The organism is Paenibacillus brevis, from assembly GCF_018919145.1.
In the GTDB taxonomy this organism is placed as follows: domain Bacteria; phylum Bacillota; class Bacilli; order Paenibacillales; family Paenibacillaceae; genus Fontibacillus; species Fontibacillus brevis.
On record NZ_JAHLQJ010000027.1, the window covers coordinates 1 to 13,221 of the forward strand.

At 49.4% G+C, this 13,221-nt stretch carries 11 protein-coding genes; 1 reads left to right on the top strand and 10 read right to left on the bottom strand.

The window, feature by feature from the left end; genetic code table 11:
• From KQJ23_RS21500 to KQJ23_RS21535, 8 genes are all read right to left on the bottom strand, one after another.
• A partial coding sequence (locus KQJ23_RS21500) for a dynamin family protein (protein ID WP_249529982.1) occupies positions 1–1,773 on the bottom strand: 1,773 nt, incomplete at its 3' end.
• 234 nt (positions 1,774–2,007) lie between these two features.
• Entirely contained in the window at positions 2,008–2,292 is a 285-nt protein-coding gene (locus tag KQJ23_RS21505) for a hypothetical protein (protein ID WP_044478854.1), read from the bottom strand.
• Positions 2,293–2,327: 35 nt separating this feature from the next.
• Complete coding sequence (nth, locus tag KQJ23_RS21510; RefSeq protein ID WP_216480968.1) at positions 2,328–2,996, bottom strand: endonuclease III; 669 nt, start codon at positions 2,994–2,996, stop codon at positions 2,328–2,330.
• Between the two features lie 83 nt (positions 2,997–3,079).
• Positions 3,080–5,809 (bottom strand): S-layer homology domain-containing protein, encoded by a 2,730-nt coding sequence (locus KQJ23_RS21515; RefSeq protein WP_216480969.1) that lies wholly within the window; start codon positions 5,807–5,809, stop codon positions 3,080–3,082.
• 72 nt (positions 5,810–5,881) lie between these two features.
• Positions 5,882–6,472, bottom strand: a complete 591-nt coding sequence (locus tag KQJ23_RS21520) for a GerMN domain-containing protein (RefSeq protein ID WP_216480970.1) — start codon at positions 6,470–6,472, stop codon at positions 5,882–5,884.
• 26 nt (positions 6,473–6,498) lie between these two features.
• A complete protein-coding gene (locus KQJ23_RS21525; RefSeq protein ID WP_249529977.1) occupies positions 6,499–7,899 on the bottom strand; it encodes an N-acetylmuramoyl-L-alanine amidase family protein in 1,401 nt (466 codons plus the stop codon).
• Between the two features lie 209 nt (positions 7,900–8,108).
• Entirely contained in the window at positions 8,109–8,711 is a 603-nt protein-coding gene (locus KQJ23_RS21530; protein ID WP_216480972.1) for a GerMN domain-containing protein, read from the bottom strand.
• Positions 8,712–8,751: 40 nt separating this feature from the next.
• Positions 8,752–10,206: an N-acetylmuramoyl-L-alanine amidase family protein gene (locus tag KQJ23_RS21535; protein WP_216480973.1), complete on the bottom strand. Its 1,455-nt coding sequence runs from the start codon at positions 10,204–10,206 to the stop codon at positions 8,752–8,754.
• Positions 10,207–10,532: 326 nt separating this feature from the next.
• On the opposite strand from KQJ23_RS21535, the gene KQJ23_RS21540 reads away from it, so the two are divergent.
• Entirely contained in the window at positions 10,533–10,928 is a 396-nt protein-coding gene (locus KQJ23_RS21540) for an HIT family protein (protein WP_216481010.1), read from the top strand.
• 165 nt (positions 10,929–11,093) lie between these two features.
• Here the strand turns inward: KQJ23_RS21540 and leuD are convergent, their stop codons facing one another.
• A complete protein-coding gene (leuD, locus tag KQJ23_RS21545) occupies positions 11,094–11,693 on the bottom strand; it encodes a 3-isopropylmalate dehydratase small subunit (RefSeq protein WP_216480974.1) in 600 nt (199 codons plus the stop codon).
• Between the two features lie 21 nt (positions 11,694–11,714).
• Positions 11,715–13,139, bottom strand: coding sequence for a 3-isopropylmalate dehydratase large subunit (gene leuC / locus KQJ23_RS21550; RefSeq protein WP_216480975.1), 1,425 nt, complete (start codon positions 13,137–13,139; stop codon positions 11,715–11,717).
• Between the last annotated feature and the right edge of the window lie 82 nt (positions 13,140–13,221).

The following is a 13,221-nucleotide window of genomic DNA, read 5'->3' on the forward strand; positions in this document are numbered from 1 at the left end:
GGCCGTGCCTGCGCCCGCCGCGCGAGGCTGCGGCACGGGCGTCGGCGCCTGCGGCTGCCGCTGCGCCGCTGGGCGCGGCAGCGCGGCTGGGACGCCCCTTCCTTCCCTTGCCTCTGCCTTTGGCAGAAGGCCTGCGGGGAGGGGCGTCCAGGCACCGAGCAGCGCTTCCAGCTGCTCGGCCGTTTCACTTGCGGCTGCGCTCTGCGCTTGCAGCCGCTCAGCCGCCCGCACGCGTCCGGCCAGCTCCGCGTGCCGGGCGGCCAAACCGGCTTGCTCCGCCGCAAAGCGCGGAGCAAGCTCCACCAACAGCCCCTCCGCAAGCGCGAGGGCTGTCCGGCGATAGCGGCCTCGAATCTCGGCCGCCACCGCCGAAGTATAATGAAGCGTGTACTCACCGGAGATCACAGCCCCGTCGCTGGTCTGATTTTCAATCCAGGCTGCTTCCATCTGCGGTAGTTCTTGTTCCAACCGAGCTTCCCATTCCGCATCCCAAAGCTCCGAGGCTTTCCCCAGCTTACGGATCATATCGCGCACATGCCAATCGATCTGCGCTTTTACCTGCTCATCCAGTCTCTCCAGGAATTCCTGCTGTCTTCGTTGCCGCTCCTGAATGCTCTTATTCTTAAACAGCCGAAACCCCGGCTTGGCTGCAGCCTCACGGCTTTCCAGATACTTTTCTGCCGTCTCCCGCAAATCCGCAGTCATAAGATAGGCATTCTCAAGCAACTGATCCAGCTTTGCTGTCCATTCTCGGCGGACCGCAGCTTGCGGGGGCTCCGCCTGGTTAGAGGTCATACGAAGCTCCAGTTCCTTGAGCTCCCCGCGAAGCTGATCAACAGACACCCCTTCGTCACCGGTCAATGCCTCAAGCTCTCGGCGCCTCTCCCCTGCCGCTTCCTCGGTTCTTTTCTTGAACTGCTGCGCTTCATGATGCAGTGAGCAAGCAATACTGAATTCCAGCAACGCCTCCTTCCGGTTCAACAGTTCGATTACGACTTGCTTCAGCTCAGGTAGCTGATTTCGTTGATGATCCGGTTCCTTTAATGAAGTACAGTAGATCGCTGCCGGAGAAATCCCCCAGACCGAGAAAGCATGCTCAACCGATTTCATGTACTGCTCAAAGGTCTGTTCTTCTTCCTGGTGCTTGTCGACCTGGTTAATAACCAGATAGAGCGGCTTCCCCCATTCCGCGATACTGCGCGCGAAGCTCAGGTTGCTGCCGGATTGCACATGGTTATAATCCATGACATAGAATACAATATCCGCAAGATGAAGCGCTGAACTCGTTGCAAGCGCATGTGCCGCCTCGCCGGAATCCACACCCGGCGTATCCAGCAGCACGCCGCCCTGGCGAAGAAGGGGAATATCTCTCCAGATAGATACCATTTCGTACTTTGCTCCATCCCGGCAATAATCATCTAATAACGCTCCGTCAATCACGCTCAGCGGCTCCCGCGAGAGCTTCTTCCCAGCCTCATGTCCACCATCGGTTGGTGTCAGCTGCATTCTCGGCGCACCATCCCGCAGCCCGGCAATATTGGCCGTCGTTGGAAGCGGGCCGGAAGGCAGCACGGAAGAACCGCAAAGTGCATTAATCAGACTCGACTTTCCTGCTGAAAAATGACCGCAAATCGCTATTGTCAGCTCTCCAGACAACCGTTTTTCAATCAAATCCTTCACTTTTCTTGCCGAATCCGCGGCGCCTTGTTCCAGATACCATGCTTCCAGCCGCGAGAGTTTTACAGCCAAATCAGATTCGATTGCCGCCGTCATCTTCAAGTCGCTTCGTCCTCTCTCTGTCCATATCTCTCTTCATTTTATCATGAATATTTATTCGTTTTAAGCCTTTACAGTGACATTGATCATTGCCAATTTGAGATTGATGAGAAAAACGTCTATCGAAGTACATTGAAAGATGAAAGAGCTCTGCTGAAAACCTATAGATTCTATAATCTAAATAAAAAAGCGTCCTCCAGATTGCGGAGAACGCTTTTGCTTAATTCAGCTTTAGATGGTCGCTGCTTCGATCTGGTCCTGCTCGGAAGGAATCAGGATTTCGAATACTTTACCATGCTGCAGAATTGTAATTCCCTTATTTTTATCGCGCATTACAACGACCTCAGGCTTCACGGACATCCGCTCCAGATAATGCTTAGGCACCTCTCCGGAATCGCTGATTGTCACGCCCTCCAGCTCTTGCTCATCATTTTCCTTCAGATCGATCTCGATAACCTTCTCGAACATATCCGAGAACAACTCAAAATTGTCGGTGTAGACGGAAATACATTTCATTTAGAATCTCATCCTCTGCTATCAATATCTTTTTGTCACTCTTCTATAGGTTTGCTGACTTGTGACCTTTTCATACGTTTCTTGCCTTCCCTGCACACATCAAGCAACGGGCAGATCTGGCAATTTGGATTCTGGGCCTTACAGTGGTATCTGCCGAAAAAAATAAGACGATGATGTGTAATCGTCCACTCTTCACGGGGCACTCTCTTCATCAGCTTCTGCTCCACCTCAAGTACGGAATCCTTCCAATTGGCAAGCCCCAGCCGCTTGCTGACCCGTTCCACATGGGTATCCACCGCGATAGCCGGTACGCCAAAGGCATTGGAAACAACGACATTAGCCGTCTTCCGGCCGACGCCCGGCAGCTTGACCAGCTTGTCATGCTCCGAGGGTACGTCTCCGCCGTATTGCTCAATCAGAATCCGGCACAAATTCTGAATATGCTTGGCCTTGCTTCTGAATAATCCAATCCGCCGAATATCCTGCTCCAGTTCCTCCAAAGGTACAGAGATATAATCCTGGGGCGTCCTGTACTTCCGGAACAGATCCGCCGTCACCTTGTTCACCGTCGCATCTGTACATTGTGCAGACAGCAGGACAGCGATCGTGAGTTCAAAAGCATTGCTGTGATTGAGCTCGCAGTGTGCATCCGGGAACATGGCTGCGATGGTAGTTAAAATATGCTTTGCTTGTCCGGCATTCACTCAAAAACACTCCCCTGCTCATGTAAAAAAACCGTCCTGAGCGGGAGCCCCCGCATCAAGACGGTTCTTCTCACAGAAATGATTTATTGCTTTTCAACCTCTACCAGCTTGTCGCCGTTAAAGTACAAAACAATTTTATCATTATCTTTGAGGGATTGCACGGTTAATGTCGTGTCACCTTGGTGAATATACAAATTCGATGTCACGCCAAAACGATAATTGTCATCCTGAATCGTGGAACGATAGACCAGAATGTCGTTATTGATCGAATCATACCGTTGGAATTTCCGTTCCAGCGAATTCAGCACCTTAATTAACAATGTTCCGTCCACATCCTTGCGAAGCTCGACATGGTCGGAAGTTGTCAGGGTAGCTGTTCCGGAGGTTACCGAGGTTCCGCGAACTACTTTTACCCCATTCCCGATAGAGTATACTTCCGGTGTGCCGGAGAAGGACTTCACGGTTACCGAAGAAGCATCAATCGCAGTAACCTTGCCGAGCGTCAGCTTCACCACTTGCAAGGAAGCAGCCGTACGGCCATTGAAGGTCACATTCACCGTCTGTCCTGCTTGCAGACTTGATACGGTAATGGCAGCCCCGGTGTCATTGAGCAGAGTAGCTTTATCTACATAGAAATTGTCGGTAACGCCATTACTTGACGCCTGAATCCGGCTATTGGATGTATTCACTGAAGAAATCTCGAATTGAACCGTCTTTCTTACAGCCAGCGTCTGCAAGGTATCCTGGTTTGCACTTAACATCACGGTTACCGGATCTCCTGCCTTCAAATCAGCAATCGTAGCTGAGGTTTTGCCATACAATTCAATAGAAGGAGCCGTTCCTTGATAAGGTACTGCCACTGTCTGACCGCCTGGGAGCAGGATCGAAACCTTCTTGGCCGCTGTATCGGTCGATACATAAGTCCCTTCATACTTGTAAACCACCTGAATCGCAAGTACGCGGTCTCCGATATGAGTCACATTAATTTTTCTGCCTTTTGTAAGCAGCGATTCAACTCCGGTCAATGTTGGAGTGGTTGAATTGTATTCCGCCTTGGTCTTGTCATCCACAGTGAAGGCATGCACCTTATTCGCAGAGTCCACAACCATCAGCGCTTTATACTTCGGCTCATAATTGACGACAGACAAATCGGTAAGCAATTCAGATTGACGGCCAGTCACAACAATTTTAGTAACTTGCTCGTCAGGGCTGATCGTTAATTCTACCTGATCTCCGCCCTTCACATCTGCAATCAGATCCTCCAGCGTCGCATCGGCGATACCGTTAATAACGATAACCGGCTTGGCAGCAAGTGCTTTGATTTCTGCTTTACCTGCAGAGTTCGTGAAACTGAGCAATGTGCTTCCTTCCACGGACAGCAAAGTCCCCTTAACGGTGCGTTCCATTGCTTTCGTAACTTCCAGACGGGTAAATATGCTATTTTTCACTGTATAGGTTACTGCAGCACCAGCCTGAAGCTCAGCCGCTCCACCCAACAGTTGATTTTGATAGATAAGAATTGAAGTGTCATCATATTTATAGGTTTCGATTGCACCGGTAGCATCGTCCTTGATGCGGATCGTCTTGTCTGCGACGCTGACCAGATCGACCGTGCCTGTGCCAGACTTATTAACAACACCCGATTTAACCTGCACGATTACGGGCTTTTTGGCCGACGTAAAGGTTTCTCTTTGCACGATGATTGTACTATCTTCCGTCAGACTATCAACTGAAATAGCATTTCCGTTCTGATCCAGGAACGACGTAGATCCGTCATAAGTGTATGTAACGGAATCATTGTTGACCAACATAAGCAGACGGTTATCAGAAAGCTTCTTCAACAGTGTGCCCTCTGTTTTCTCCAACTGCTGACTGGCATCACGAACCTCTACATAAGCTGCCGAACCAACTTTGTCTACAGCCAGTACTTTGGTATACAACTGAATCGCATTGCGTGAGCTCTTGGCTTCGGAATCCTTCGTGAAATAGAAGGAACGGCTATCCAGCGTGAAGCTCTTTAATTGTCCATTCGTAAACAAAGTGAGCTTCGAATCGGTCAATTCGGTAACAATGCCTTCATAGACATTGCTGTATCCCGGGGTTACGTACTCACTGCCGCGGCTGAAGAAGGTGGCAAGCTGGGCACGTGTTACTTTACCTAGCGGATCGAAGCGATTCCCTTCAACACCTTTCGTCAGTTCAAGCTGTACTGCAACATTGACATATCCTCTGGCTGCTGGTGAAATGCTGGTATGGTCGGCAAAGCCGGTCGTAGCGCTCGCAGCTGATTTAGCCTTCTCTTCTTGTCCCAAAGCCCGGACGAGCAGCTTGGCGATCCACTCACGGGAAGCCGTCTTCGCCCCCCAGGACTCGCTCGCTCCCGTCGCGCCCAGTTCTTCTGTCTTATCAATAAGTTTTTCGCTCAGAGCCAGCTCCAAATATGGTTTAAAGTAAGCTCCAACCTTCATCTCTTCCGGCGCACCGCTACCGCTGCCGAGCTTGCTCTCCAGATTCATGAAGCGAACCGCCATCGTAATCGCTTCCTGTTGGGTAACACTGTCAGAAGGCCGGAACTTCCCGGCATCCCCCAGAATGATTCCTTCTGCGGCGAGCTTGTAAATATGCTTTTCCGCCCAGAAGCCGTCACTTACATCGCTAAAAAGAAGAACCGAGGCTGTCGAAGTTGTTACCGCCGTGCTCTGGGCTTCTTCAGCGAACACCGCCGCTCCTCCGCTGAGGCACATCGCCGTAACAAGCATGGTGGAAACTGCCCTCTTGGTGCTGCGTTTAAAAGTACGTTTATAAGATGACATTACATTCTCCCCTTTACAAATGTTCACTTACCATGTTTCGACAACCAAGGCCCATGTTCCTTTAAATCCTGATTATTTTCTTGTCATCGGATACTCAAGTTCTACATGTCCCATCAGACTCTCGACCTGCTGACCATCCACGAGCAGCTCGATGGATTCGACCTCCTGGAACTGAAAGAGCGTGTTCTGCAAGGCCTCAACGGCCAATGCTTCCCCGCCTGCTCCAAGACGTGCTTCATCAGGAAGGGTGATATCCACAGTGAGCATCCCCTTTGACAGCTTGGCCGAATGAAACTCGACCTTCCAGAGCGGAAGCAGCTCCGAATCCCCGCTGTCCTTCAATGTCTCGAGCGCGGCCATATACTTGTCCTCATCATGGGTATAATGAATGGTCTGCTCTTTTTCAATCAGTTCATTTAATTGATCATCCGTATAATAGCTTTTAATGCTCAGTTTCTGCTGTTCAGGTGCTTCTGTTCCGGTCTCGCCGCTCGCGTTCTCAGCGCCGTTGCTGCCTTGGTTATTTGAAGCTGAGCCAGCACCTTGTTCAACCTTTGGCTCGTCATTTCCTGACGGCTGAGCCGTACCGGGCTTTTGACCGCATCCGGAAGCCAGTGCAAGCAATAACACCAGCCCGCAAATTCTCCAACTCATTCGGTTCATCTCTCATCCTCCTTCTGAAATCCGGCTTATTGAAGTCCGAGATATTCCTTGATCCCTTTTACAATACCTGCTGCAACACGGTCTTGAAAATCTTCCGTATACAGCTTGGCATTGTCGCTCTTGTTGCTCAGATAACCGCATTCAAGCAGAACGGCGGGCATCTTCGTCTCTCTGGTGACATGCAGGCTCTTGGAACGAACCCCGCGATCCGTAAGTCCGGAGGAGGATACGAGGTACTTATGCATGACCTTGGCCAGTGCCAGGCTTTCAGACCGGGTATAATAGGTCTCCACGCCGCTTGCAGTCGCGCTGCCTGCATTGGCATGAATCGAAATAAACAAATCCGCATTTAAATCATTTGCAATTTTAACCCGATCACTTAACGAAGGGTAAGTATCGCTGCTGCGTGTCAATACAAAGTCAATATTCGTTTCCTTCTTTAGCAGCTCTTGCACCTTCAGCGTCACGGACAGATTAAAATCCTTTTCTTTCTTGCCAGTAACACTGATCGCCCCGGGATCGGTTCCGCCATGACCGGCGTCAATAACTACCAGCTTCTTGCCGTTGGAGCCCGGATTCGAAACTTCCTTATTCAGATCAAGAATAATCAGTCCGTCATTGTCATTAATGAGCTCGCCCATTTTAACAACATTCATATCAAGTACAATCCGAACCGTTGACGGATTATTGCTGTACAGGGAATATCTTACCTTCGAAACTTCCGGGTAATCTGTGATATCAATGAATCCGTTCTGTGTAGAATCCAGATTTTGTCCTGTTGAGAACGTATCCGCAAATTTTGTGTTCGGCAGGTCAATGACAACACGCTGCGGGTTCGCCATGGTAAAGATATTAGGGGTTACAGTTTGATCCACCGCAATCAATAGACGATTATCGCTAAAGCTGATGCCCCCGATATTCGCCAGATTGTCAGTCTGACCGGGTTGAGTCCCTGAGTCTGTGTCCCCTGGCGTACTCCCCGTATCGCCGCCATCTCCCGGACTTGCCTCGCCACCGCCATTCTCTGTCGGCGGAGTTACCATGTATACCGTCTTCAGTTTATTATCCCAGCTTACCGAGAGTCCCATCTGTTCTCCCACGAAGCGCAGTGGGACAATAACCGTATCACTAACCAGCTTCGGAGCCACAGGCATCTGAATCTTTGTTCCGTTTACGAGCGCCGTGCTCTGATCCACGACAAGCTTCATTACTGTATCCTGCTGCTGTATAGTTACCGTTCGCGTCTTCTTCTCCCAATCGACGACATAACCAAGCTCTTCCACGACGACACGAATCGGAATCATGACCGATCCATTGATATTCTGAACCTGCCCGTTCTTGCTGAGTTCCAGCTTATTACCATCCAGATAAATGCTGGTCCCTCCCGCGGCGGCCTGTCCAGTTTGAGGAAATAAAGCAAACCACATGACAAAAAACAATAATGCTACTAATCCTTTTTTCATCCGTCACCCCTACCCTTTAGATATTTGCCTCATGATGACCGGACGAGATACCTGCTTCCAGGCATCACCAGACGACATAATAGACGCTTGGATCAGGCAAAAGTTGCGATAAAATGCTAATTTATTACCAAAAAAAAAGACTCCGGAGATAACTCCGAAGCCTTTCAAATCAATTATTTTGAGTATGGATGCTCAAGCTCCACATGGCCCATCAACGACTCAAGCTTGGCTCCGTCCACTGTGATCTCCAGCTGTTTCACCTCGTCAAACTGGAAGAAGGTCTGCAGCAGAGCATCAATAGCAAGTGCTTCTCCTCCGGCTCCCAGTCTTGCCTCATCCGGCAGCGTAATATCGATTGCCAGCAATCCATCCTTAAGATCTATTTGCTGCAGGACAACCTTTTTCCAAAGGGACATCATGCCTGTCTCCTCTGTCTGAAGTGCTCGGAATGCTGTCTCATACTTGTCTGCCTCTGCACTGTATGAGATTTCACGCTCAACTGCTGTAAGCTCTTCTATATTGTCATCGGTAAAATAGACTTTTATCGTACTTGTCAACATCTCGGGCTCCGTACTTGAATTGTCTGTGTTCTCGGGAACATCGCTTTCTTCCCCTTCACTTGCGCTTACCGGGTCAGGCTCCGCAGTGCCTGGTGCTGTAATACCATTATCCGTCGCATTGCTCTCTCCAGGAGCTGACGCTTGGGGCTTGTCTCCGCAGCCTGCCAGTCCAAGCATAAACACCAGCATCAGGATCGCCCATCCAGTCTTCTTCATGTTACAACCCCCTATTTTTCGCTTGCAAAGTCCAATCGTATTATAGACCAAGGTACTCCTTGATTCCAGCTACGATTCCCTCCGCAACTCTCTGTTGGAAAGCCTCCGTATACATTACCGCTTCATCATTAGCATTACTCAAATAACCTGCTTCCAGCAGAACTGCCGGCATTGTCGTCTCCCGTGTCACATGAAGGCTGCTGTATCTGACTTTACGATCTGTAAGTCCAGTCGCCGCTACAAGATGCTTATGCATCACGTTGGCAAACGGAATGCTATCGTCACGTGTATAATACGTTTCAGAACCTGTAACGTTGCTTTTTCCTTCGATACTATTGCCATGAACCGATACAAACAGCGTCGCATTCAGATCATTAGCGATCTTCACGCGATCCTGCAAGCTCATTGTCACGTCGGTAGAACGCGTCAGCACAAAATCAAATTCGGTCTCTTGCTTAAGAAGCTGCTCTACTTTAAGAATTACAGCCAGAGTAAAATCCTTTTCCTGTCTCTTAGTAAGACTAATCGCGCCTGGTTGGCTGCCGCCATGCCCGGCATCAATAACAACAAGCGGTCTGCCGGAACCTGTAGCCGGGTAACCAGACACAGCAGTCAAATCAACGGTAAACAGGTCCGTCCCATCGATATTCATTTGATATTCAACCCGATGATTCAAGTCAACCACAATTCGAATCGTTGAAGTCGCCTGATCAAAGATGGAATAACGCACCTGCGATACATCCGGATAATCCGCTACTGCAAAGGCACCGTTATTGGATACATCCAAAGGCAGCAAAGAAGCGAAGCTATCCGAAAACGCGGCGTTCGGAATGTCCACAACCAAACGATCAGGACCGCTCAGCAGGAAGACGTTGGGCTTAACTCCCGGATCTGCAGAAACCATCAGTCTGTTACCGCTGAAGCTGATCCCGTATATGTAAGACTTTACCTGTTGCTCAGGAGTACTATTCTCAGTTCCCGTAGTTGGCGGAACAATTTCAGAGGAGCCGTTCTCCGGTGGCTGATTCCCCATGCCCGGTTGGACTTCACCGCCCGAGCCGTCGCTCGATGTGGTCAGATAAGCCGATTTGGTCTGATTATCCCAGCTGACGGTCAAGCCTGTCTGCTCGCCGACAAATCGGAGCGGAACCAATGTGACACTATTCTGAATAATCGGAGGAGCTGCCAGCTTAACAGTTGTTCCGTTCACGACTGCTTCACTATGATCTACCTTTAAATTCAACGTATTCGTACCTTGGACAATGGTAATCGTCTTGGTGCTCTGATCCCACTCAACCTCATAACCCAAGCTTTCGACAATGACTCTTAAAGGAACGACTGTGCTGCCGTTAACAACCCCGGCTTTGGCCTGCTCCGGCTGCTCCAGCTCAACCCCGTCCAAATAAATATGGGTATCCCCTGATGCCGCATTCGATAGACTTGGAAATGCGAGGAAACAAAATAGTAATGCGATCAGACATCCGATTTTTTTCATTCTGATATCCCTACCAATCTCGTAATTTACCGGACTTGGCTCCATATAGAACCATGGCAATGAACCGACAACAACCTACAGTAAATATTACTAATTGCTTCCATAATATCAGAAAATCTGCCTGACTGATAGACTTATATTTTCATAGAAGAACAAAAACAGACAATCACCGATAGTTCGCTTAAGTTCATAGACATAGAGATGGAGACGATTGCTCTTAGAGGCAGAACTATGTGAAAATGCTATATAAGTTGAACTAAAAAAGCTGGCGGAAAGTTGATAGTGTGAAATATATAGTGAACCTTTCAAGGTGGTGATAGCAAATGATGAAGGATTGTCCTCTTTGTCGGCTCGAGTTAATTAAGCAGCAACAGCTTGTCATTCGGAATGAACATTGCATCTTTCTTCAAACCCCTCAGGAGGTATTGACCGGTTCAGGGTTGATCGTTCCTATTCAGCATCGTGAGACGGTATTCGATTTAACTGAAACGGAATGGTCTTCAACCTTTTCCCTATTGCATGAAGTAAAGGCTTATCTGGACGAGAAGCATCAGCCTCAAGGATATAACATTGGTTGGAACTGTCACCCTGTCGGAGGCCAGCACATCATGCACGCACATTTGCATGTGATTCCTCGATTCCGGGATGAGCCTTATGCGGGCAAGGGAATTCGGCATTGGTTGAAAAGTATGGCCAATAAGCGAGATATCCAGACTACATAAAAAGAGGGATTCTCAAAAATCATCGTAGCATTAGAGAACAAACTAAAAAAGTTGAGCTAGTAACGAGGTCCTTACCAGACCTTGCGTTTTCTCGCTCAACTTTTTATTTTGGGGCTTACTAGACAGCACCCTCTTCTCTTAATTAGTTACTCAGTCAGTAACCCGCTACACAGTTTGAGCAAATTTCTTCTGCTCGTAAGCGGAGATCAGATCCTCATGCTGAAGAGTCAAGCCGATGTCATCCAGCCCTTGGAGCAGGAATTGTCGGCGGTGCTCGTCAAGATCAAAATCCAGATCGAGACCGTAATCGTCGGTCAGTTTCTTACTTTCCAAATCGACGTGCAACTGATAGCCTTCGTGTGCTGCCGTACGTCGGAACAGTTCTTCCACCTGCTCTTCGGATAACTTAATCGGCAGAATCCCGTTCTTGAAGCAGTTGTTGTAGAATATATCAGCGAACGATGGCGCAATTACTGAGCGGAAGCCATAGTCCAGAATCGCCCAAGGAGCGTGTTCCCGGGAAGAGCCGCAGCCGAAGTTCACGCGGGAGATCAGAACGGATGCTCCTTCATAACGCGGCTTATTCAGCTCGAATTCCGGATTGACATTCCCCTCGGTATCAAAACGCCACTCATAGAACAGGAATTGCCCAAAGCCTGTGCGTTCGATCCGCTTCAAAAACTGTTTAGGTATAATAGCGTCAGTGTCCACGTTAACCCGGTCAACCGGACCGACGATGCCTGTCATTTTTTTAAATGCTTCCATAGTCCTCTTCCTCTCTTTCGCTTAGCTTACGACTTCGCTCTTGATATTCCATTCGCGCACATCCACGAACCGTCCTTTAATCGCAGCCGCCGCAGCCATAGCCGGGGAGACGAGATGCGTTCTGCCGCCGCGTCCCTGACGACCTTCGAAGTTCCGGTTGGAGGTTGACGCACAGCGTTGTCCAGGCTGGAGTACATCGGGATTCATCGCAAGACACATACTGCATCCAGCTTCACGCCATTCAAAGCCTGCCTCCTTGAATACTTGATCCAAGCCTTCCTTCTCTGCCTGAATCTTGACGCGGCCAGAGCCGGGAACGACAATTGCCGTCACTTTATCCGATACCTTGTAGCCCTTGGCAACTGCCGCAGCTGCGCGCAGATCCTCAATCCGGCCGTTGGTGCAAGAACCGATAAATACATAATCAATCTCAATATCTGTCATCGCTGTTCCAGGCTCAAGTCCCATATATTCCAGTGCTTTCTCTGCAGCTTTACGTTCATTATCACTAGTAAAATCAGACGGATTCGGCACGCGGTCCGTAATGCTTGTGCCCATACCCGGGCTGGTTCCCCAGGTAACCTGCGGAATCAGAGAATCCACATCGAACAAGACTACACGGTCATACTCCGCACCCTCATCTGTCGTCAGTTGCTTCCACTGTGCAACAGCCTGTTCGAAGCTGTCTCCTTGAGGAACATGCTGCCGTCCGCGCAAATAATTAAAGGTCGTCTCGTCAGGCGCGATCAATCCTGCTCTTGCGCCGCCTTCGATCGACATGTTGCACACCGTCATGCGTTCTTCCATGGACAGCTCGGTGATCGCTTCACCGGTATACTCGATAACATATCCGGTAGCAAAGTCCGTACCATACTGTGCGATGACACCCAGAATCATATCCTTCGCAGTTACTCCGGGCTTACGCTTACCGACGAATCTCACTTCCAGGGTCTTGGCTTTCGCTTGCTGCAAACATTGCGTAGCAAGCACGTGTTCAACCTCGCTCGTTCCTATCCCGAAGGCCAGTGCGCCGAATGCGCCATGTGTGGAGGTGTGGCTGTCTCCGCATACGATTGTCTTGCCCGGATGGGTCAGACCGAGTTCAGGCCCCATAACGTGAACTACCCCTTGGTCAATCGTATCGAGATCGTAAAGGGTTACGCCAAAATCGCGGCAGTTCTGCGACAAGGTGTCGATCTGCTGCTTGGAGATTGGGTCAGAAATGTTGTAGCGGTCTTTGGTAGGAACGTTGTGGTCCATAGTCGCAAAGGTCAGCTCTGGACGGCGCACCTTGCGCCCGCTCAGGCGAAGTCCCTCAAAGGCTTGAGGAGATGTGACCTCGTGAACGAGATGCAAATCGATATACAAAATGCTCGGTTTGCCTTCTTCTTGATAGATTACGTGATTGTCCCAGATTTTTTCATACATCGTCTTTTTAGTAGTCATATCATTCACCCCATACCGAAATTATCGGACATTGCTTATTGAAATAAATATATCACGCCTCTTGTCATAGTTCCAAGATATA